General features: G+C 56.7%; 19 protein-coding genes, 1 tRNA gene and 1 riboswitch. Of the genes, 14 read left to right on the top strand and 6 right to left on the bottom strand.

The window, feature by feature from the left end; genetic code table 11:
- Positions 1-545: 545 nt before the first annotated feature.
- Positions 546-1,097: a transcriptional repressor gene (locus N5W20_RS07875; protein ID WP_319806596.1), complete on the bottom strand. Its 552-nt coding sequence runs from the start codon at positions 1,095-1,097 to the stop codon at positions 546-548.
- Positions 1,098-1,190: 93 nt separating this feature from the next.
- Between N5W20_RS07875 and N5W20_RS07870 the strand changes: the two genes are divergently transcribed.
- The 4 genes from N5W20_RS07870 (at position 1,191) to N5W20_RS07855 (ending at position 5,570) form a co-directional block, all read left to right on the top strand.
- Positions 1,191-2,045, top strand: coding sequence for a metal ABC transporter solute-binding protein, Zn/Mn family (locus tag N5W20_RS07870; RefSeq protein WP_319806595.1), 855 nt, complete (start codon positions 1,191-1,193; stop codon positions 2,043-2,045).
- Positions 2,042-2,752, top strand: a complete 711-nt coding sequence (locus N5W20_RS07865) for a metal ABC transporter ATP-binding protein (RefSeq protein WP_319806594.1) — start codon at positions 2,042-2,044, stop codon at positions 2,750-2,752. Before N5W20_RS07870 ends, N5W20_RS07865 begins: the two co-directional genes overlap by 4 nt.
- On the top strand, positions 2,745-3,560 hold the full coding sequence (locus N5W20_RS07860) for a metal ABC transporter permease (RefSeq protein ID WP_319806593.1): 816 nt from the start codon (positions 2,745-2,747) through the stop codon (positions 3,558-3,560). Before N5W20_RS07865 ends, N5W20_RS07860 begins: the two co-directional genes overlap by 8 nt.
- A 471-nt stretch (positions 3,561-4,031) precedes the next feature.
- Positions 4,032-5,570, top strand: coding sequence for a glucosyltransferase domain-containing protein (locus N5W20_RS07855; RefSeq protein WP_319806592.1), 1,539 nt, complete (start codon positions 4,032-4,034; stop codon positions 5,568-5,570).
- On the opposite strand, the gene N5W20_RS07850 is transcribed toward N5W20_RS07855, so the two are convergent.
- Both N5W20_RS07850 and rlmB read right to left on the bottom strand, forming a co-directional pair.
- Positions 5,571-6,500 (bottom strand): glycosyltransferase family 2 protein, encoded by a 930-nt coding sequence (locus N5W20_RS07850; protein WP_319806591.1) that lies wholly within the window; start codon positions 6,498-6,500, stop codon positions 5,571-5,573. It abuts the gene before it with no gap.
- A 322-nt stretch (positions 6,501-6,822) separates the two neighbouring features.
- Positions 6,823-7,590: a 23S rRNA (guanosine(2251)-2'-O)-methyltransferase RlmB gene (rlmB, locus tag N5W20_RS07845; RefSeq protein ID WP_319806590.1), complete on the bottom strand. Its 768-nt coding sequence runs from the start codon at positions 7,588-7,590 to the stop codon at positions 6,823-6,825.
- A 111-nt stretch (positions 7,591-7,701) separates the two neighbouring features.
- On the opposite strand from rlmB, the gene N5W20_RS07840 reads away from it, so the two are divergent.
- The 3 genes from N5W20_RS07840 to N5W20_RS07830 all read left to right on the top strand — a co-directional run bounded on the left by N5W20_RS07840 (position 7,702) and on the right by N5W20_RS07830 (position 9,513).
- A tRNA-Tyr gene (locus N5W20_RS07840) sits at positions 7,702-7,787 on the top strand.
- Positions 7,788-8,101: 314 nt separating this feature from the next.
- Positions 8,102-8,947, top strand: coding sequence for an HNH endonuclease (locus N5W20_RS07835; protein WP_319806589.1), 846 nt, complete (start codon positions 8,102-8,104; stop codon positions 8,945-8,947).
- Positions 8,948-8,967: 20 nt separating this feature from the next.
- Positions 8,968-9,513: an Ltp family lipoprotein gene (locus tag N5W20_RS07830; RefSeq protein ID WP_319806588.1), complete on the top strand. Its 546-nt coding sequence runs from the start codon at positions 8,968-8,970 to the stop codon at positions 9,511-9,513.
- 93 nt (positions 9,514-9,606) lie between these two features.
- On the opposite strand, the gene serB is transcribed toward N5W20_RS07830, so the two are convergent.
- On the bottom strand, positions 9,607-10,497 hold the full coding sequence (serB, locus tag N5W20_RS07825) for a phosphoserine phosphatase SerB (RefSeq protein WP_319806587.1): 891 nt from the start codon (positions 10,495-10,497) through the stop codon (positions 9,607-9,609).
- A 39-nt stretch (positions 10,498-10,536) separates the two neighbouring features.
- Here serB and miaA point away from each other — a divergent pair, with 39 nt between their 5' ends.
- Genes miaA through ilvC form a run of 4 tightly spaced genes read left to right on the top strand, consistent with a single transcriptional unit; the run spans position 10,537 to position 14,910 of the window.
- Positions 10,537-11,508, top strand: a complete 972-nt coding sequence (gene miaA / locus N5W20_RS07820) for a tRNA (adenosine(37)-N6)-dimethylallyltransferase MiaA (RefSeq protein WP_319806586.1) — start codon at positions 10,537-10,539, stop codon at positions 11,506-11,508.
- A 40-nt stretch (positions 11,509-11,548) separates the two neighbouring features.
- The gene (gene ilvB / locus N5W20_RS07815) at positions 11,549-13,345 is read left to right on the top strand and encodes a biosynthetic-type acetolactate synthase large subunit (RefSeq protein WP_319806585.1); all 1,797 of its coding nucleotides are present in this window, start codon (positions 11,549-11,551) and stop codon (positions 13,343-13,345) included.
- Positions 13,345-13,866, top strand: a complete 522-nt coding sequence (gene ilvN / locus N5W20_RS07810; RefSeq protein WP_319806584.1) for an acetolactate synthase small subunit — start codon at positions 13,345-13,347, stop codon at positions 13,864-13,866. The genes ilvB and ilvN overlap by 1 nt, the downstream gene beginning before the upstream one ends.
- Before the next feature lie 24 nt (positions 13,867-13,890).
- Positions 13,891-14,910, top strand: coding sequence for a ketol-acid reductoisomerase (ilvC, locus tag N5W20_RS07805; RefSeq protein ID WP_319806583.1), 1,020 nt, complete (start codon positions 13,891-13,893; stop codon positions 14,908-14,910).
- Between the two features lie 83 nt (positions 14,911-14,993).
- Here ilvC and N5W20_RS07800 read toward each other — a convergent pair whose 3' ends face one another.
- Together N5W20_RS07800 and N5W20_RS07795 are read right to left on the bottom strand one after the other, a co-directional pair.
- Complete coding sequence (locus N5W20_RS07800) at positions 14,994-15,341, bottom strand: putative hemolysin (RefSeq protein ID WP_319806582.1); 348 nt, start codon at positions 15,339-15,341, stop codon at positions 14,994-14,996.
- Positions 15,304-15,612, bottom strand: a complete 309-nt coding sequence (locus N5W20_RS07795) for a putative quinol monooxygenase (protein WP_319806581.1) — start codon at positions 15,610-15,612, stop codon at positions 15,304-15,306. The genes N5W20_RS07800 and N5W20_RS07795 overlap by 38 nt, the downstream gene beginning before the upstream one ends.
- 59 nt (positions 15,613-15,671) lie before the next feature.
- A riboswitch (glycine riboswitch) is annotated at positions 15,672-15,759 on the top strand.
- A 106-nt stretch (positions 15,760-15,865) separates the two neighbouring features.
- Here N5W20_RS07795 and gcvT point away from each other — a divergent pair.
- From gcvT to gcvP, 3 genes are read left to right on the top strand one after another with little or no spacing between them, the layout of a single operon-like run.
- Positions 15,866-17,002, top strand: coding sequence for a glycine cleavage system aminomethyltransferase GcvT (gene gcvT, locus N5W20_RS07790; protein ID WP_319806580.1), 1,137 nt, complete (start codon positions 15,866-15,868; stop codon positions 17,000-17,002).
- Positions 17,003-17,018: 16 nt separating this feature from the next.
- Entirely contained in the window at positions 17,019-17,381 is a 363-nt protein-coding gene (gene gcvH, locus N5W20_RS07785; protein ID WP_319806579.1) for a glycine cleavage system protein GcvH, read from the top strand.
- Positions 17,382-17,420: 39 nt separating this feature from the next.
- The gene (gene gcvP / locus N5W20_RS07780; RefSeq protein WP_408869397.1) at positions 17,421-20,342 is read left to right on the top strand and encodes an aminomethyl-transferring glycine dehydrogenase; all 2,922 of its coding nucleotides are present in this window, start codon (positions 17,421-17,423) and stop codon (positions 20,340-20,342) included.
- Positions 20,343-20,358 lie beyond the last annotated feature (16 nt).

Raw genomic sequence — 20,358 nt, 5'->3', positions numbered from 1 at the left:
CTGATCATCCGGGCGCGCGGCGATCAACGCGGCGCAGACCCCGATTTCCTGCAGATCATTTTTATCGAAATGCGTGAATGACGCTTTTTGAAAGGGCCGTGGGCGTCCTGTTTTTTCAACGGACGACGCGCGTTGCTCAACCGGCCCGATATAACAATCTTCTCACCTGAGTCTCAGGGGGAGAAATCCTGACGAAGTGCGGCTTGAATTCGCCAATGACATCGGCATCTATTTTTGCGGCAATTAAATTGTTTCATTATTATTTACACAAGGTTTTTTGTTGTCTTCTGCTAAGTGAATATTAATTTCAACTGATGAAAAAGTCAAATCTTTTCAATGCCTTCCGCCGTAAAGTCGGGAAGAGCGCCCTGAGCTGGCCGAAAAATTGTCGAAGTTAAACAATGATCGCATTTCAGAAGCCGACCGAAAAAATGACCTCAAATAACGTTTATCGGGCTGCGGAGGGCGCGTCGAAATGAGGCGAAACAGGGCACAACATCGTCATCCTGCTGCCTCGTCGCTTCGTCTCCCCCTCCACACGGCCTTCAGAAATCTGCCTGCTGCGCGGTGCGCTTCGTCAAATTGACGGCGCTGGCGGCATGGAGGTTATCGTGCGTGCATTGATCGCAGATGCCTTCAATTTCCACAGTGGAATGATGGCGTGTGAAACCTGATGCTGCGGCGGTCTCGGCAATGGCCTCTTCAATCTCTCCGCCGCAGATCTCCCTGACATCGTGGCATTGGAGGCAGATGAGAAACTGCACTTTGTGCCGCGGCGCGTCCAGACCGTGTAAAGCACGCGTGTGAGAGCAGGCGATAAAAGCGGCCAGACGCTCAAGCCGGTGGATCAAGCCGCGAGACAGCAGAAAATCCAGGGCGCGGTAAACGGTGGGCGGTGCGGCATTCCGGCGTGTCAGCCTGAGCTCTTCCAGAATATCATAGGCACCGACGGGACGGTCATGCGATAATATGAGGCGCAGAACCTCACGTCGGATAGCCGTCATCCGAATATTACTGGCTTTGCATTCCTCTTCCGCCGCGGCGAGGATGGCCTCAATTTTATGCTGATCGTCAGAGGTTTTCCCGGACGTTTTCATGACCGCGCTAATTCCTGGATTGTCATTTCGAGAAGTGGGCCTCTATATTCGCATGGAATGAGATGTAACTATGTAACGTTTGTGAGGGTTCAATTGCGCAGCGTCGCCATCGCTCTTCTGATCCTCCTCCTCAGTGTCCACAATGCGACGGCGCATCCACTGCGCGTTATCTGCGTTGAAGCCGTCTGGTGCAATATCGTGTCGCAACTGGGTGCTGGCGTCATAGTAACGCAGGATCTAACCTCGCGCCAATCAATTGACCCGCATTTTCAGCAGATTTCCGCAAGCCAGATCAAGCGGCTCAGCGCTGCGGATTACGTGATCGTGAATGGTGCCGGATATGATGACTGGGCCGCCCGTTCCATCCACGCGCTCGGAAGAACGCCGTCCTCCATCATCACCATCAGTGCGCTCGCCCCGGAAGTGGCGCGCCGCAACCCGCATCTTTATGACAGCCTTGATGTGGTCACACGCTTCGCCCGGCAATGGACATCGACACTGACGCAGATTTTGCCGCAGGATCGTGACCGTCTCATTGCCAATCAGAATGATTTTCTCAAAGATCTCTCCTCCCTGCGTGACCGGATTGCGGTCATGCGAAAGCGGCTTCAGGGAAGCCGGGTTGCGGAGAGTGAGCCCGTCTCCGCGCTTCTCCTGGAAGATCTCGGCATGATCACGATTAATCAGCGCTTCGCGCTGGCGATCATGCATCATGCGGAACCGTCGCCCCAGGATGTTGCCCGTCTGGAAGCGGCTTTCCAAAATCATGATGTTCGCGTCTTTATTGTCAACGCGACCGTGTCCGCGCCATCGGTCGATGCTTTGAAAGTCAAAGCCCGTCAAGCTGGCATTCCGATTATTTACAGCGCGGAATATCCCCCTGAAAATAAAAGGTGGCAGGATTGGATGAATGACCAGCTATCGGCCTTGGAAAAGGCCCTGCCATGACAGATTTAGTGTCGGCCCGGCGGTCGGATGAGACGGATATCTCTTCGCCACCGGTTATCGCGATTTCCGCACTGTGCATCGGTTACGAGAAGCATGTCCTCCTCGAAAATGCGGATCTCTGCCTTCATGAAGGGAAATTGGCGGTTTTGATGGGGGCGAATGGCCACGGAAAGACGACGTTTCTCCACACCATTCTGGGCCTACACCCCTTAATGTCGGGCTCCGTCAGTATCCTCGGCCGTGCCGCGCATTTGGGGCAGGATGGAATCGGTTACCTTCCCCAGGGACGTCGCGTGCCCGTGCCGCAAATCACCGCGCTGGACTATGTAACGTCGGCATGGCGTGGCGGCCGCTTGGGCCCCCTCAATTTCTCCGCGACCTGCCGCAAGGATGTGGCGCGCGCCCTTGAACTTGTCGGGGCGGCGGGCTTCGCGCATCGGCCCATGGGCCTCCTCTCAGGTGGGGAAAAGCAGCGCGTATTTCTGGCCGTCGCCTTGCTGGCGCATCCTAAGATCCTGATCCTTGATGAGCCGATGACGAGTGTCGATGCGGAGGGGCAGCAGCAGATCGCTTCCCTTCTGGCACGGCTCTGCCGGGACCTTCGTCTGACCATTCTCGTGAGCACGCATCACCTCGACCCTTTCCGCCACACACCTCATCTGGCCCTGCGCCTGACGCATTGTCGGTTGGAAAAATCCGATGTTTGAGTTTGATTTCATGCGCCATGCTTTTCTGGCATCGGCATTTATCGCGGTCTCATGTGGCGTGGTCGGCTGGTTTCTGGTGCTTCGTGGTCAGAGCTTCGCCGGTCACGCGCTCTCTCATGTCGGTTTTACCGGCGCGACAGGCGCCGTCCTGATCGGCTTATCGCCCCTTGCCGGGATGCTCGCCATCACTTGCGTCACAGCCATCTTTATGGGGTGGGAAGCCACCTCCGCGTCGCGGGCCGCTCCGCCTCCCGATCACGCACGGGATAGTGTCACGGGCCTCGTCCTCGCGGCGAGCCTCGGGATCGGGCTTTTATTTCTGAGCTGGCAGGTATCGCCAGCCAGCAGTGCAACGTCACTTTTATTCGGCAATCTGTTCGGGGTGGATCGCGCTTTGCTGACGCCACTCATCGCCATCTCGATAATCGGTGTCGCCATCATGATGTTGATCGCGCGGCCTCTGCTCCATGCCAGCCTTGACCCCGACCTCGCTATGCTTCAGGGCGCGCAGAAAAGATGGATCGCGGTGATTTTCATGCTCAATGTCGCGTTGGTGACGTCTGTCTGCGCCATGATGACGGGCATTTTACTCGTCTTCGCGCTGCTCATCGGCCCGGCGGCCACGATATTGCGGCTCGGCTTCCCGCCACTCAGAGGCGTTGTCACATCCGCCATGCTGGCATTGATATTGGCATGGGCGGGGATCGCCCTCTCCTGGTGGACTGATGCACCGCCCTCATTCTGGATCAGTGTCGGCTCCGCCCTTTGCTACGGGCTGGCGTGCCTGATCATGCGGCGACAGACTTAGAGAAGGGCTGAACGCACCGTCTTTAATGATTGATCAGAGCGACCATAATGGTGAAGGCAACAAGCAGGCCCTGCATGATGATCAGATGTTTCACCCCGATAACGGGGACATCGACACGGTTTTTGGGAGCGGCCATGCGGGTCTTCTCTCTATAAGATAAGGTCTGATATTTCAGATGATGTCGGGTGCAATGGGGCGCAGTTCAAGCTTTTGTCGTCAGGGTCGGCAAACGGCGTCACCTCCCCATCCGGATTTTTATCCCGTTCAGATGAGATATCTGTGAGCGAAGATACATCTATATGTCCTTAAGATTCAATGGCTTGATTATTTCACAATGTAAGTAAAAAAAAATCTTTCAGAAAGAAGACATTTCCGGACAGTGGTCCCTTTTTAAGATGGTCTTGTCAGGTGGCCGCCTTGACGCATAAACCTTAAAAAAATCCCAATGACGATATTTCAGCCGAGGAAATTATGTTTTTCGAGCGCGCTTCCGACAAGGAAGAATTTTTTATACGTTTTTTTCTGTTTCTGATTCTGATCGGGTTATTTGCTTATCCGATCATTCACGCAAATTTCTACCTCATCGACGATCATGGGCGCGCGCTTTACTCTTATATCGGCATGGCGGCGAACGGGCGTTATCTCTCCGAACTGCTTTTTATCGCCCTCAATGCGACATTCCATCAGCATGACATTGCCCCGCTTACGCAGATCCTGTCCGTCGCTATTCTGTCTCTGGCATTAACGTCCCTTTCCACGGCGTGGCGCTTCAACCGTCTTTCGGGCCTTCTTGTCCTTGGCTTGATTGTCTGCTCGCCCTATTTCCTCGAAAATCTCTCTTACCGTGTCGACTCGCTTTATCAGTCAATGGCGCTCGCGACAGCTGTTGCAGCACTCTCACTCTCCGCGCCCATGACAGGTCTGCGTCGATATCTGACTGTGGCTTCGGCGCTTTTCCTGACCGTCAATCTATATCAGCCGGCAGTGAATGTGTTTCTCGTCCTGCTCTGCCTCGGCGCGCTCCTTCAGATGTTGGAGGGCGGCATCAAAGCTGCGTCGCTCTATTACGTCAAAAATCTCCTTTGTCTCGTCGCCGCGCTCTGCGCTTACAAGGCTGAAACATTTCTTCTCCATCTCGAAGGATTCAATTTCGATTATCTGCATTTGCATGCTGCGACGACCTTCAACCCCCACATCATTGCGCGCCACGTCGCGCAATTTGTCAGACTTTATTTCAATGAATATGCGTGGAGTAATCATGCGCGAATCCTCCTCATCGGCTTGATCGGGGGTGCCGCAGGCCTTGGCTTTCAAGCTTACAGATCTCGCGGTATTCGGGGCGGTATCTTCGCTATTTTCATGCTGGGCGTGGCCGTCATCTCCATGCCGGGCGTCATGTCAATCCTCGCAACACCCGTTTTTGACGCGCGCGTGCTGATGAGTGGAGGCACTTTTTTAAGCCTGGCGACATGCTTCCTCATCGGTCGACATGCGACATTCCGAAGCTGGCGGCGCTTGCCGATTTTGCTGAGCGGATGGATGCTCCTCACGCAATTGATGATGGCTTATGAGTGGGGTAATGCCGCCCATGCTCAGGCGCTTTTTGAAAACAGGCTTGCCGCCGAGATTGTGGAAGATATTTACACAGCCAGCCACGGGCGGCCCGTCGCGCTGCGCGTCTTCTCATCCTGGAGGGATTCGGACCCGGTTCCGGTTGATCCAAAAGCGCGCGTGATTTTTGAAAATCGCGCCTCACTCCATCTGGATGCGCTTCTCACAATGTTCAAAATCTGGGGATGGAATGATGTCATTCTCAAAGAATTCGGCCTGCAGAGCAACGCGACATATTTCGGCTTTGATGAAGAGAGTTCTTCCTTCCCGATGAGGGCGGCCGCGGCCATGCGGCAATCATGTCTCTATGAACATCAGATCGCCCGCCGTTATTACAGCCTTTATCAGACGGGCGACCGCATTCTGATTGATTTCAGCCGCGCCTGCCCGATCCCATGATCACTCCGCGTAGACGCGCCTCTTAATAAAGAGAGGCCGTTGTTTTGCCTCCATATAGATGCGCCCGATATACTCGCCCAACATCCCGATACTCATGATCTGCACGGACCCGAAAAAGATCACGGCGCAGAAAAGGGACGGGTAGCCGGGCGCATTGGTCCCGGTGATCAAGGTTCGCACGAGGATGAATATGCCATAGAGGGCCGCCAGGCAGGCGCCGGAGAAACCGATATATGTCCAGATCCTCAGCGGGATCGTTGAAAACCCCGTAATGCTTTCAAGCGCGAGATTCCATAGGGCGAGCCCGGAAAAGGACGTTTCACCCGCGAGGCGGGGCGGGCGTGTGTAATCGATCGTCTCGGTCTGAAACCCGACCCATGCAAACAGGCCTTTCATAAATCTCTGGCGTTCCGGCAATTGCGCCAGCGCATTGATGACGGCGCGGTCCATCAAGCGGAAATCACCCACATTTTCAGGAATTTTCACTTTGGAAAGGGCATTATGGACGCGGTAGAACCAGGCGGCCGTCAGGCGCTTCGCATGGCCGTCAGATGACCTGTCCACGCGCCGAGCAAGAACGACATCCGCACCGTCGCGCCATTTTGTCAGCATCTCAGGGATAAGGTCCGGCGGGTCCTGAAGGTCAGCATCCATGACAATCACGGCATCGCCTTTCGCTTCAAGCAAGCCAGCGGTCATCGCCGCCTCTTTGCCGAAATTGCGGGATAACTCCACGATCTTGAAGCGCCCGTCTCTGCCATGAAGCGCGATTAAACGCGCCAGGCTGTCATCCTGACTTCCATCATCGACGCAGATGACTTCCCACTCTCTCAAAGCGAGATCTTCAAGAATTGGAGTGATGGTGTCCGAAAAGCGTTCGACATTACGGCTCTCATTGTAGAACGGCACTACAAGAGAAAGAGATTTCATTTTCGACATTGCCTTGATACCTGCGTTCATCGTCTGGCCGTTCTGGCAGAAAACCGTGATAACATAAGATCTTTACGCTGTTGATGCGGTGACGTCTCGCTTGATCATTGTAAAGGCCGACTGCCTGTTGAAATGAGAACCGTGTTCAGGCTGCGACGCGGGGGATCTCTGACCTTGCGCTTGCAAATTGCGCACCTTGAAGAGCGCGGCGGCCTTGATGACGGCCTGCTACGCTCTTCCCGCTATTAGCAGATTGATGGTCGGCGTGGCCCGTTTGGGGCGATGTCGTGCTCGCATCGCATCCCGCCGCATTGGCCGGACTTTACGGCCGGGCGAGCTCATAGAGCGCGACAGAGGCGGCGACGGAGACATTGAGACTCTCCATGTCTCCCTGCATGTGCAGTCGAGCGATTTCATCGCAATGTTCCCGGGTCAGGCGACGTAGACCTTCCCCCTCCGCCCCGAGGACAAGCGCCGCGCGTCTCTCCCCCAGACCCTCCCGTGACAGGATGCTGCCGCCAGTATCCAGGCCGATGACCCAATATCCCGCTTTCTGCAAATGCGCGATCGCGCGGGAGAGATTGACTTCGCGCACCACCGGAACGACATCCAGCGCGCCGGACGCGGCTTTTGCCATCACCCCGCTTTCCTGCGGAGCGTGGCGGTCCTGCAGGATAATGCCCGCCGCGTTGAAGGCAGCGGCAGAGCGCAGAATGGCCCCGATATTGCGTGGGTCGGTCACCTGGTCGAGTATCAGGATTGTCCCCTCGCGATCGGACAGATCCTCGATCGCGAAAGGCGCCAGAGGGGCGACGCGCAGGGCGATGCCCTGATGCACCGCATCGCGACCACAAAGGGGGTCGATGCGGCTGCGATCGACAATCTGCGGGGCCACGGCCTGCATGATCTCGACCTGAGAGAGCGCTTGCGCAGCCTCTCGTGTCACGAGCAGTTCATGGGCCTGCCGATGAGGATTTTTGAGAGCCGATGTCACGGCATGTAAACCGTACATCCAGTAACCAGCCTGTCCCTTCTGGCGGGGGGCGGCTGCGTGCTCCGTGTGGCGATCGCGTTTATTCTGTCTCGACATGGTTCACCCTATAAGCGAAGTCGCGCCCGCCGTCATGTGACAAAAGCGGCCTGCTTTGACGGAAGGGCGTTGACAGATCGTGTAGAAAGCCATATCCCGCAACAACCGAACGGAGAGGTGCCCGAGTGGCTAAAGGGGGCGGACTGTAAATCCGCTGGCGTACGCCTACGTTGGTTCGAATCCAACCCTCTCCACCATCGAATACAAAAAAATCGATGTTCATCAGGAGGTCGAGGCTTACTCGTTGCGGGTGCTCCCTCTCAAAGCTTCTACCGCATATCACTCTTAATGTGGACAAATCGGGCTGAGAATTTCGGTTAAAGTCGGCTTTATTCAGGCAAGATTCTTGCCGGTCAGGCCCGAACTGTCAGAGTTTTGCGCAATCTTAGCGTTGAACTGCCCCCCTTTTTCATCGATCGACGGGCTATTAAGGTTGCTGCCTTCACCGTGAGGACCTTTCCAATGACATTTGAACGGCTGTCAGGTATGCGCTTGCATAACGCGGCGCCTCATGTTCCAATTGATCATGTTTTGGCCGTTTCAGTTAAATCTTCTCTACCACCGCCGAAATGACATCCATCGACGCTTTGGGGGGCAACAACAGGGCGGTATTGCCACGCCAGCCAATTTTCCCGGAGTATTTATCTTCACGGGACTGGGCTCAAGCGCTATTGGCTACCAAAACGTTTTCAAAGCTGACGGAACATATCGGTACACGGGCCAAGGTCAGCGAGGCGATATGCAGATGGTGTCGGGAAATCGAGCCATTCGCGATCACGTCAAAAGCAGCAAGGATTTACTGCTTTTCCAGCACTCAAAAAAAAGTAGTTTAGTTTATTTCAGGGGGCTTTTCGTTTGCGGCGGGTGGGATATCCAGCAGCAGCCCGATATTGACGGCACCCTTCGAGACGCAATTGTCTTCACCTTAGTCCCGCAGAGCGGGCTCATCGATGAAGTGGACGAACTTGCAACTGAAATTACTCCGCAGGTTTCCTTATCGGAGCTTCGAAGCAGAGCATTGTATGAAGCTGACTATGCGAGCCAATCAAACGCGTATGAAGCTGTGAGTGAGGTCCGGGCCAGGAGCAAGGCGGTCAGAGATTACATTTTAGCTCGCGCCGATGGAAAATGTGAAAGATGCGGAGCAAAAGCACCATTTTTAACTCCTAACGGTCGACCGTATCTGGAAGCGCATCACATCCATCGATTGAGTGACGGAGGTCCTGACCACCCCTCGTCTGTTGTCGCACTGTGCCCGAATTGTCATCGCGACGCTCATTACGGAGGTGAAGCAAAACAGTTGAATTTGCAACTGCTCGAACGTGTTCGCCAGCGCGAGATGCTCATGGATTTGTGATATCTGCTGCAAAGTAAAGTATGGGGTGGGACAGTCAGATCAAGATCCTGAGTATGCTCGAAATAAAAATTGGAATACAGGATTGTCCACCGACAAGCATTTTTATACAAAGATATACAAGTCAATTGCAAAAGAAAGTTCAGAAATTGAGAGTGAGAATCCGTAGTGTATCCAGTCAGACTAAATTTTTCTTGGGATATTTTGTAGGATTTTCAACAATTTTTATATGCATGCCATCTTCGTCAGCACATTCTATCTTCTCGCAAATGAACGCTGCCAGATCAGCAAAGCAGTATATCGCAATATCAGGGTTCTCACGTCGCGGCCTGATTGAGCAACTCTCGTCAGACGTGGGTAACGGTTACGATATTGACGATGCGACAAGAGCGGTTGATAGCCTACATATCGATTGGAATGCTCAAGCCGTCAGATCCGCGAAACTATATCTCAAATTGACCGGCTTCTCCTGTAAGGGACTGATCCAACAGCTTTCATCAAGCGCTGGAGATCGCTATACGCCTAGCGAGGCTGCATATGGAGCGAAACAAGTGGGTGCTTGCCAGTAAATCAGTGGCGCCCCCGACCCGTACCATGATGTTGCAGGGCGGATAATTGTAAGTCGATTGTCGTCTAGTAAATTTCAACGGCTCTCATCTCACCTATTCGACGAAATCCGCGGCCCTGTAGCCCTGGGCGAAAAGCAGGCTTCGCAACGTGGTGAAATTGACCTGAAGCGGCATTTCCGCCCTTAATTTCGGCTTGCCGTGAAAGGCGACGCCGAAGCCGGCATGGTGCAGCATGGGCAGGTCATTGGCGCCATCGCCAGTCGCCAGCGCCGCGGAATTCTGTGCGCCGCGCTCAGTGAGGAGGCGGGTCAAATGCGCCTTTTTGCCGTCAGGCCCGAGGATCGGCGCGGCGAGGCGTCCGGTAAGCGTGCCATCCTCAATCCCGAGCACATTTCCATGATGCTCATCAAACCCGCAAGCCTCTGCGACGCGGGAAGTGAAGAACGTGAAACCGCCCGAGACGAGGGCGGTGCGGGCATTATGGGCGCGCATGGTTTTGACGAGCGTTTGGGCACCCTCATTGATTCGCGTCGTTTTCCAGACATCTTCAAGCAAAGCGGCGGGGTGCCCGCGCAGCAGCGCGACGCGCTCCGTCAAAGCGGCCGCGAAGTCGAGCGTCCCGTTCATCGTCGCATCTGTGATGCGCTTCACCGCGTCCCCGCACCCGATCAAGGCGGCAAGCTGGTCCAGCGTTTCATCCGCGACGATTGTGCTGTCCATATCGGCAATCAGTACGGCTTTACGGCGGCCGCGCTGTTTGACAAGCAGCGCATCAACCCGATGCGGGGCCAGTGCGGCGCGGATCGTGGCCGGGGTTGCGGCGCCCGTTCCGGGTTTGCCGCAGGGGATCTCGACAGCCTCCCCCTCTGACAGAATGACAGGCCGCGCCCCTTTGACCATGGCGCGGGCGATATCAATGGCTTCCGGGGGGAGGGACCCCGCTTTGCGGTCAAAAATAAGGACGAGTGCGTAAGGGTGGGTCATGAACTCGCGAAAACTTCTTTTCTGTGTCACAAACGACGCATGCAACACACGCCGACCGCGCTTATTGTGGCCGGACCGACGTGCTCCGGCAAGTCGGCTCTGGCATTTTCTCTCGCGCAGCTTTTTGACGGGGTCATCATTAACGCGGATTCCATGCAGGTTTACCGGGATCTGCGCATCCTGACAGCGCGCCCGTCAGAGGCGGAAATGCAGGCCGTGCCGCATCGTCTCTACGGCATCCTCGACGCGGCGGAAAATGGAAGTGTCGCCTGGTGGCGTCGCCACGCTCTGGATGAGATGGACGCGGCTCTCGCTCTGGGTAAATTGCCGATTTTCTGTGGCGGGACGGGCATGTATCTGCGCGCCCTCATTGAGGGCCTGGTGGAGGTGCCTGACCCGGGGCCGGAAGCCCGCGCGGAAGCCCGCGAAAAACTCGCGGCGGAGGGACCCGAATCGCTCTATGCTGCGCTCCAGGCGATTGACCCGGACGCGGTCAGCCGGATCGCACCATCCGATGGTCAGAGGCTGGCGCGTGTCTGGGAGGTGTGGCGCGGAACGGGCGAAACCCTGAGCTGGTGGCGGCGCGAATCGCACCTTCCCGCGGCGTCATGCCGCTTCATCGCCCTGCGACTCGACCCACCGAGAGACGCGTTGCGCGCGGCGATTGCGGCCCGTTTTGACGTCATGCTGGATCATGGCGCGATTGAGGAAGTCACAGCTTTGCGCGCCCGCAATCTACCCCCCTCCCTCCCTGCCATGCGCGCCCATGGCGTGCCGGAATTGATCGCGTTTCTGGATGGAAAAATGACCCTGGCGATGGCGCGAGAACGCGCGACCCTTGCGACGGGACAATATACAAGGCGGCAAGCGACGTGGTTCAGACATCACGAACTTGCTAGCGCGGCGCAAACGTATAATTTATCGCAAAGATTTGATCAATCTGCGCAATTTTCGGAAAGAACGTTAGAAGATTTAGAAATATTTATAAGGGCGCGATTGACGCGCTGTTGAATTTTGCGGTAAGCCCCCTTTCTCAAAAGGGAGGTCGGTTATGTCCGATTCAGATCATCCGGTCGCGACATCGTCAATAACGGCGCAGAATGGCGCGCAGCAGCTTCTGGACCTGTTGGTCGAGCATGGTGTTGATGTTATTTTCGGCTATCCCGGCGGCGCGGTCCTCCCGATTTACGACGCTCTGCATCAGCGACAGGATATTCGTCACATTCTTGTCCGGCATGAGCAGGCGGCTGTCCATGCGGCGGAGGGTTATGCGCGCGCCACGGGCAGGCCCGGCATCGTGCTGGTGACAAGCGGCCCCGGCGCAACCAACGCCGTGACCGGCCTGGTCGATGCTTTGATGGACTCAATCCCGATCGTCTGTATTTGCGGGCAGGTTCCTTCCGCGCTGATCGGCAATGATGCGTTTCAGGAAGCGGACACGACCGGCATCACGCGCCCTGCGACGAAATATAATTACCTCGTCAAACACGGGAAGGACCTTGCCCCCATCGTGCGGGAGGCCTTTCGTGTCGCGACGACAGGACGGCCCGGCCCTGTGCTGATTGACCTCCCGAAGGATATTTCTGTCGGTAAGATTGAGGCGGCACCTTCGCGCTTTGATAGCCGGCGACGCCCATATGCACCGCAGACCCAACCGGACCCGACCGCGATCCGGGAAGCGGTCGCGATGATGAAGAAGGCGCGTCGGCCCCTCTTTTACACAGGGGGCGGGGTGATCAATGCGGGGCCAGGTGCCTCCGCCGCGTTGCGGGAGCTGGTGCGTAAAACCGGCTTCCCCGTTACCTCAACCTTGATGGGGTTGGGCGCTGTCCCGACGACGGACCCGCATTTCCTCGGCATGTTGGGGATGCATGGCAGTTACGAAGCCAATCTGGCGACGCATGATTGCGATCTTCTCATCGCCTTGGGAGCACGATTTGATGACCGCGTAACGGGGCGCGTTGATGCATTCTCGCCGGGGTCACTCAAGATTCACGCGGATATAGACCCTTCGCAGATCAATAAAATCATCCGCGCGGACCACGCCCTTATCGGTGATGTCGGTCTCACGCTTCAGGCATTGAATGAGATGTGGGAGGGCGGGCCGAATGACCTGTTTCAATGGTGGCAGAAAATTGATGGTTGGCGCGCCATTGATAGTTTCGCTTTCGAGCAGGATATGGATCCGGCGGCAGTTATCCGGCCCCAACACGCCATCAAACGCCTCTATGAAGCCACGCGGAAGGTGAAGAAGGATGTGTATGTCTCGACAGAAGTCGGGCAGCATCAGATGTGGGCGGCGCAGCATTTCCATTTCGATGCACCGAATCACTGGCTGACTTCAGGTGGGCTGGGAACAATGGGTTATGGCCTACCCGCCGCAATCGGCGCGCAGATCGCTCATCCGGAGGGACTGGTCATTGATATTGCGGGTGAGGCCTCCATCCTGATGAATATTCAGGAGCTCGGGACGATGGCGCAATATGATCTGCCGGTCAAAATCTTCATCCTGAATAACCGCTATATGGGCATGGTGCGGCAATGGCAGGAATTATTGCACGGTTCACGCTATGCCCATTCCTACAGCGAGGCCCTGCCTGATTTTACCCGGCTTGCCGAGGCGTTTCATGGCAAGGGCGTCAGGGCCACCTGCGTTGGGGAGCTGGATGAAGCGATCGAGACGATGTTGACGCATAAGGGCTCCGTCGTCGCTGAAATCTGTGTGAGCCCTGATGAAAATTGTTTCCCCATGATTCCGTCAGGGGCGGCGCATAATGAGATGCTTCTCGGGCCGGACCGACAGACAGACGCCGCGCGGATCACCGATGAAGGCATGATGTTGGTCTAATGAAAGAAGAACCCATAAAAACGGCGATCATCGCCGTGATCATCGAAAATGAGAGCGGGGCGCTGGCCCGGGTTGTCGGGCTGTTTTCAGGCCGTGGCTATAATATTGAGAGCCTCACTGTCTCGGAAATCGACCCGGCCCACCATATGTCACGCATCACCATCGTGACTTCGGGGACGGAGATGGTGATTGCGCAGATCAAGGCGCAGTTGGGGCGTCTTGTCCCGGTGCATGGCGTGCTTGACCTCAGTGCGCCGGGGCCGCATGTCGGGCGGGAGTTGGCATTGATCAAAGTGGTCAATCGCGGTGACCCGCGGACGGAAGCCATGCGTATTGCCGATGCCTTTCACGCCCGCATTGTCGATGTGTCGGCGACATCCTGCGTGTATGAAGTCACAGGTTCAAGCGACAAGGTGACGGCTTTCATCGATCTGTTGCTTCCGCTTGGCGTGATGGAAGTCGCGCGGACCGGCATCGTCGCCATGACACGTGGCGCACAGAAATCCTTTCAGTCAGCCTAATTTAAAATGTGAGGGAGAACACCGATGCGTGTTTATTACGACCGTGACTGCGATCTCGGCTTAATCAAAAGTAAAAAACTGGCCATTATCGGTTACGGTAGTCAGGGGCATGCCCACGCGCATAATCTTCGTGATAGCGGTGTAAGCGACATTGTCGTCGCCCTGCGGCCGGATTCGAAAGCTGTCGCGAAAGCACAGGAAGCCGAGTTTAAAGTCATGACCCCCTCTGAGGCGGCATCCTGGGCTGATGTGGTGATGGTGCTGACACCTGATGAGGGGCAGGGCGCTCTTTACAAAGAACATCTGGAGAAAAATCTGAAACAGGGGGCCGCCCTCGCTTTTGCGCATGGTCTGTCGATCCACTTCCGCATTATCGAAGCACGTCCTGATCTGGATGTTTTTCTGATTGCACCGAAGGGTCCTGGCCACACAGTGCGGTCGGAATATCAGCGTGGTGGTGGCGTGCCGTCTCTTGTTGCGGTGGCGCAGGATGCATCCGGGAATGCGCTTGATATCGCGCTTTCCTACGCTTCGGCTAATGGCGGCGGCCGGGCCGGCATTATTGAGACGAGCTTCAAGGAGGAAGTCGAGACGGATCTCTTTGGTGAGCAGGCAGTTCTCTGCGGTGGGCTGGTTGAGCTGATCCGGGCCGGGTTTGAGACGCTTGTCGAGGGCGGTTATGCGCCAGAGATGGCATATTTCGAATGCCTCCATGAGATGAAACTCATCGTCGATCTGATTTATGAAGGCGGTATCGCCAATATGAATTATTCGATTTCCAACACGGCGGAATATGGTGAGTATGTCACCGGTCCCCGCATCGTGACCCCGGAAACGAAAGCTGAAATGAAACGCGTGCTGACGGATATTCAGAACGGCACGTTTGTGCGGAATTTCATTCAGGAGAACCAGTCAGGTGGTATTGGCTTCAAGGCCATCCGCGCACGCAATGACGCGCATCAGATTGAAAAAACAGGTGAGAAACTGCGCGCCATGATGCCTTGGATCGCGAAGGGCAAATTGGTGGATAAAGCCAGAAACTGACCCCCTGCCTGACGATCGCCTGCATCCTGTCAGGCGGTCGTCATGAGGCTCCGGAGGCACTGCGCCACCTGACGTACAGGGCCTTATTTCCCGCTTTTGTCCGGCTGCGCTGGCGTCGTCGCCATCTGGCCTTGATTTTGCGTCGGGTGATCCTGACGGAAGAGATCCCACGCCTCAATGATGCGCCCGTCGGGAAGGTGGCACAAAGCGTGCACGCCTTTCTCGTCCCGGACCATCTGCAACCCGCCGCCTTTTTGAATGCAGTAAGTTGATGCCGGATTGCTCATACCGGTGCGCGCATTTGAGAGTAAAAAATCCTCATGGGAGCACGCGGCGAGAAGCGGCGCCGCCAGGGCAACGCCGATTATCGCGGTGCGCCTGAACGTAAAAACCTTATCGCGCTGGAGCCTGGTGGGTGAAAAACCGGACATATTTCTCCTCAACTTCCAGCTCTTTCAGCGCTTCCGCGAATTTTTTGAAATGTGGCATTTGCAGATGCGCGTCAAACGCGGCACGGTCTTTGTAGGTTTCGTGCAGAACAATCGCGGATTTATCGTCATTATCCGTCAGAACATCAAACCCGAGACAGCCTTCCTCATCACCCAGGGAATGGCGGCTGTCAAAGAGGCAGAGTTCAAAAAACGCGTCAAAGGAGTCTGGCGCGACGGAAAATTCAGCGAGTACGATGAAAGGTTTTGACACTATCATTTCCTTAAGTTTTCGATAGTTGATTTAGAACTGGAGTTCTGCCAAGAGTAAAGCCTCGATTTACGGGAGAGGCTGGTTTCAACCAGCGCCGAAGGAGCAACCGCCCCGGAAACTCTCAGGCAAAAGGACCGGAATCGTTTTACTTCTGGAAAGAGGCGTCTTCAAGGCGTCCGCCGAAGGGATAGCGATCTCAGGCGAACCGACAGAAGGGGCAAAGATTTCAACCTCTCCCAGGAGGCGTTCGTCTTTGTCCCAAACATTGTACCGCACAGCTCTCCACGCCCTCCATCTCCGTCTCGGCGCAAAAATGGTGCCTTTCGCCGGGTATGACATGCCGCTTTATTATAAAGCGGGGTTGATGGCAGAGCACCTCCATACACGCCGCGCGGCCGGATTATTTGATGTGTCCCATATGGGCCAGATCGAAATCACCGTGCGTGAAGGCGGGTTTGCAGCCCTTGCCGCCGCGCTTGAAAAAATCATTCCCATTGATATCGCGGGCCTTCAGGATGGCCGACAGCGTTACGGCTTTTTCACCCTGCCAAATGGGGGGCTTCTTGATGATCTAATGGTGGCGCGACGTGGCGAGGCCATCTTTATGGTCGTCAATGCGAGCCGTCAGGAAAAGGACCTCGCGCATCTTCGGGCGCATCTTGAGGATGATATCGTCGTCACTCCTCTCGAAAATCGTGCGCTCCTCGCTTTGCAGGGGCCTCTATCCGCGGAGATCATGGGCGCGCTTTGTCCGCCGAGCCGTGACATGCGGTTTATGGACGTCATCGATACCAAGATTGACGGCGTCGCCTGTATCCTCGCCCGGTCAGGTTACACGGGTGAGGACGGGTTTGAGCTGAGCCTCCCCGCCGCCGACGCCGTCTCTATCGCGGAGAAAATCCTGTCCGATCCGCGTGTCCTTCCGATCGGTCTGGGTGCGCGCGACAGCTTACGGCTTGAGGCCGGGCTGTGCCTTTACGGGCAGGATATTGATGAAAACACCACTCCCATCGAAGCCTCCCTGCAATGGGCGATCCCGAAATGCCGTCGCGCGGGTGGTGCGCGGGCAGGGGGCTTTCCCGGCGATGATGTGATCCTGAACGAACTGGCGGAGGGGCCTGCGCAATGTCGTGTCGGCTTCGCGGCAACGGGACGCGCACCGATCCGCGCCGGGGAGGTACTCTATGCGGACCCGGAAGCAGAAACCCCGATCGGCAAAGTGACATCCGGCGCCTTCGGGCCGTCATTTAACGGGCCGGTTGCCATGGGCTATGTGACGCCGGCTTTCAGCAAAACAGGGCAAGTGATCTACGCGGCCCTCCGCGGGAAGGTGACGGACGTCCATATTGTCGGCGTGAATTTTGTCCCCCCCGGTTACAAGCGTTCATGAGTGGAGAATGCCGAATATGATGGTTTTTTACGCCCCGTCCCATGAGTGGGTTCGTCTGGATGGTGATGTTGCGACGGTGGGTATCACCCGTCACGCCGCGGACGAATTGGGAGAGCTTGTCTTCGTTGAAGCCAAGGATGCCGGGACCGCACTTGCCCAGGGCGACGCGGCGGCTGTCGTTGAGTCCGTCAAGGCGGCTTCCGATATTTATGCGCCGGTCGCGGGTGAGATCACCGGGTTCAATGAACAACTCTCCGACTCCCCGCATCTGGTCAATGAAGATCCTGAGGGGGCCGGGTGGATCTTCACGCTGAGGGTCACGGACCGCACGCAATTGGACGGCTTGCTGGATGCAACCGCCTATAAAGCCTCTCTTTAATCCAGTCTGCCGGTCAGGCGGTTACGTCGGCCCGGCATTATGATCCTGCCTGCAAGGAGTTCTGTTTCCGTGTCGCAACGCGATCCCCTTTGGCCTGCGTCTGCGGCCGCGCCCTTTATCGACCGCCATGTCGGACCGCGCTCGCGCGACATTGACGCCATGTTGCAAACGCTCGGCCTCGACAGTCTGGATGCGCTGATTGACGCCACGATACCGGCTGAAATCCTCGATCGCGACGGGCCGGACCCATCAGCGCGCCGCATTGGCGACGCACTTTCTGAAGCGGAAGCATTGACGAGATTGCGGGAGATGGCCCAGCAGAATATCGTCATGCGCTCCATGATCGGGCAGGGATATTACGATACCCTTATGCCTGCGGTGATCCAGCGCAATATCTTTGAAAATCCGGCCTGGTACACCGCCTATACCCCCTATCAGCCTGAGATCAGCCAAGGCCGCCTTGAGGCGCTCATTACTTTTCAGACTCTGGTCAAAGATCTGACCGGGCTTGATATCGCCAACGCTTCTTTATTGGATGAGGCCACGGCCTGCGCGGAAGCGATGACAATGTCGCATCGTGTCTCCCGCGTGGAAGGCGATGTTTTTTTCGTCGATGCGGACACGCACCCGCAAATTATCGCCGTCCTGGAAACGCACGCTGCACCGCTGGGCTGGCAGATCCTTGTCGGCAAGCCGGAGGACGCCGCCTCGCGCGACGATATTTTCGGCGTTCTGCTTTCCTACCCCGGAAGCTCCGGCGCGGTGCGGAATGATCGGGAGTTGATCGCGCACCTGCGCGGTCGTGACGTCATCATCACCATGACGACAGATCCGCTGGCGCTGCTTCTGCTCAAACCCCCCGGTGAGATGGGGGCGGATATCGCTGTCGGTTCCATGCAGCGTTACGGCGTGCCGATGGGTTTCGGCGGCCCTCACGCGGCTTTCATGGCTGTCAGGGAAAGCTTCAAGCGGCATATGCCCGGGCGACTGATCGGTGTCTCCCGCGATTCAGCGGGTCGCGCTGCTTATCGTTTGGCCCTGCAAACGCGTGAGCAACATATCAGGCGGGAAAAAGCGACCTCGAATATCTGCACCGCGCAGGTTCTGCTCGCGGTGATCGCGGCAATGTATGCGGTCCATCACGGCCCGGAAGGCCTGCGCGCCATCGCGCAACGTGTGCACCGCCTGGCGTCAATCCTGGCAGCGGGGCTGCGTAAACTGGGCGTCCCGCCTGTTTCGGATGATTTTTTCGACACCCTCACCGTCTTCGTCGGTGACGAGGCTGAAGTGATCCTGAAGCGCGCTGAAGCGGAAGGCATTAATCTGCGGGATGCTGGCGGTGGCAAAATCGGCATTTCCTGCGATGAGGTGACGTCCGCGGAGGATATCAGGACTCTATGGCAGGTTTTTGCGCCGGGTGCGGATATTGAAGCGCTGGAGGACGGAATTACCCTGCCGCAAGCGTGTTTCCCCGCGGCTTTGCAGCGGGACGGGGCGCTCCTGACGCATCCGGTCTTTCATCAATATCGATCCGAGACGGAGATGATGCGCTATCTGCGCCGCCTTGCGGATCGTGACCTCGCGCTTGACCGGACGATGATCCCGCTGGGCTCCTGCACCATGAAGCTCAATGCGGCGACAGAAATGATGCCGGTCTCCTGGCCCGAATTTGCCGCCATTCACCCTTACGCGCCCGCGCATCAGGTGAAGGGATATCACACGCTTTTTGCATATCTGGAGCAGGCGCTCTGCCGTGTGACGGGCTATGACGCTGTGTCACTCCAGCCAAATTCCGGGGCGCAGGGGGAATATGCAGGGTTGTTGGCCATCCGGGCCTACCATCAGGCGCAGGGGGAGGCGCAGCGCGATATCTGTCTGATCCCGGCTTCGGCGCATGGTACGAACCCGGCTTCAGCCCATCTGGCGGGGATGCGTGTCGTCGTCGTGGCCTGCGATGCGCAGGGCAATGTCGATCTCGAAGACCTCAAAGCGAAACTCGCTGCTCACAAAAACGCCGTGGCAGCGATGATGATCACCTACCCCTCAACCCATGGCGTGTTTGAGGATCACATCGTGGCCTTGTGCCGTCTGGTGCACGCGGAAGGGGGGCAGATCTATCTGGATGGCGCCAATATGAACGCCCAGCTCGGGCTTGCCTATCCGGGTCTGTTCGGCGCGGATGTCTCGCATCTCAACCTGCATAAAACATTCTGCATCCCGCATGGGGGTGGGGGGCCGGGTATGGGCCCGATCGGCGTCAAAGCGCATCTTGCACCTTTCCTGCCCGGTCAGCCTGAAAAAGGCGGTGCGCACGCCGTGTCGGCGGCCATGTATGGCTCTGCGTCCATTCTGCCGATATCGGCTGCCTATCTCATGATGATGGGCGATGCCGGATTGCGGCGCGCGACGGAACTCGCCGTGCTGAATGCCAATTATATTGCGCATCGGCTTGAGCCACACTTCCCCGTCCTTTATCGCGGCCGTCAGGGTTATACAGCGCATGAGTGCATTATTGATCTGCGCCCGATCAAAGACGAAACCGGCGTCACAGTTGATGATATCGCGAAACGCCTGATTGATCACGGTTTCCATGCGCCGACCATCAGCTTCCCCGTGCCAGGCACATTCATGATTGAACCGACCGAGTCAGAGAGCCTCGCGGAGCTGGATCGCTTCTGCGATGCCATGATCGCCATACGCGCGGAAATCGCGGAAATCGCCAGGGGCGATATGGCGCTGATGGAGAGCCCGTTGCGTCACGCCCCCCACACATTAAACGACCTCACGGGCGATTGGCAGCGCGTCTACACGCGCGCGCAGGGATGTTGCCCGATGGGGGGAAGTAACGCGGATAAATATTTCCCGCCCGTCAATCGCATCGATAATGCCTGGGGAGACCGTAACCTCGTCTGCGCCTGTCCTGACCCTTCAGCTTATGAGGATGTCTCGGCCACGGATTGACGTCCGTGGACCCCAT

The sequence above is a fragment of the Candidatus Kirkpatrickella diaphorinae genome, assembly GCF_025736875.1.
Taxonomy (GTDB): domain Bacteria; phylum Pseudomonadota; class Alphaproteobacteria; order Acetobacterales; family Acetobacteraceae; genus Sorlinia; species Sorlinia diaphorinae.
The sequence above is the reverse complement of the archived record's forward strand: the minus strand, read 5'-3'. Positions and strand labels throughout refer to the sequence as shown.

Bases quoted from the DNA above. Each gene is read 5' to 3' on its own strand.
- N5W20_RS07800 (WP_319806582.1), bottom strand. From the start codon at position 15,341: ATGTCCGGTTTTTCACCCACCAGGCTCCAGCGCGATAAGGTTTTTACG.
- gcvP (WP_408869397.1), top strand. From the start codon at position 17,421: ATGATCCTGCCTGCAAGGAGTTCTGTTTCCGTGTCGCAACGCGATCCC.
- ilvB (WP_319806585.1), top strand. From the start codon at position 11,549: ATGTCCGATTCAGATCATCCGGTCGCGACATCGTCAATAACGGCGCAG.
- N5W20_RS07855 (WP_319806592.1), top strand. From the start codon at position 4,032: ATGTTTTTCGAGCGCGCTTCCGACAAGGAAGAATTTTTTATACGTTTT.
- N5W20_RS07865 (WP_319806594.1), top strand. From the start codon at position 2,042: ATGACAGATTTAGTGTCGGCCCGGCGGTCGGATGAGACGGATATCTCT.
- serB (WP_319806587.1), bottom strand. From the start codon at position 10,497: ATGACCCACCCTTACGCACTCGTCCTTATTTTTGACCGCAAAGCGGGG.
- N5W20_RS07875 (WP_319806596.1), bottom strand. From the start codon at position 1,097: ATGAAAACGTCCGGGAAAACCTCTGACGATCAGCATAAAATTGAGGCC.
- gcvH (WP_319806579.1), top strand. From the start codon at position 17,019: ATGATGGTTTTTTACGCCCCGTCCCATGAGTGGGTTCGTCTGGATGGT.
- N5W20_RS07835 (WP_319806589.1), top strand. From the start codon at position 8,102: ATGTTCCAATTGATCATGTTTTGGCCGTTTCAGTTAAATCTTCTCTAC.
- ilvC (WP_319806583.1), top strand. From the start codon at position 13,891: ATGCGTGTTTATTACGACCGTGACTGCGATCTCGGCTTAATCAAAAGT.
- N5W20_RS07850 (WP_319806591.1), bottom strand. From the start codon at position 6,500: ATGAAATCTCTTTCTCTTGTAGTGCCGTTCTACAATGAGAGCCGTAAT.
- N5W20_RS07860 (WP_319806593.1), top strand. From the start codon at position 2,745: ATGTTTGAGTTTGATTTCATGCGCCATGCTTTTCTGGCATCGGCATTT.
- miaA (WP_319806586.1), top strand. From the start codon at position 10,537: ATGCAACACACGCCGACCGCGCTTATTGTGGCCGGACCGACGTGCTCC.
- N5W20_RS07830 (WP_319806588.1), top strand. From the start codon at position 8,968: ATGGGGTGGGACAGTCAGATCAAGATCCTGAGTATGCTCGAAATAAAA.
- rlmB (WP_319806590.1), bottom strand. From the start codon at position 7,590: ATGTCGAGACAGAATAAACGCGATCGCCACACGGAGCACGCAGCCGCC.
- ilvN (WP_319806584.1), top strand. From the start codon at position 13,345: ATGAAAGAAGAACCCATAAAAACGGCGATCATCGCCGTGATCATCGAA.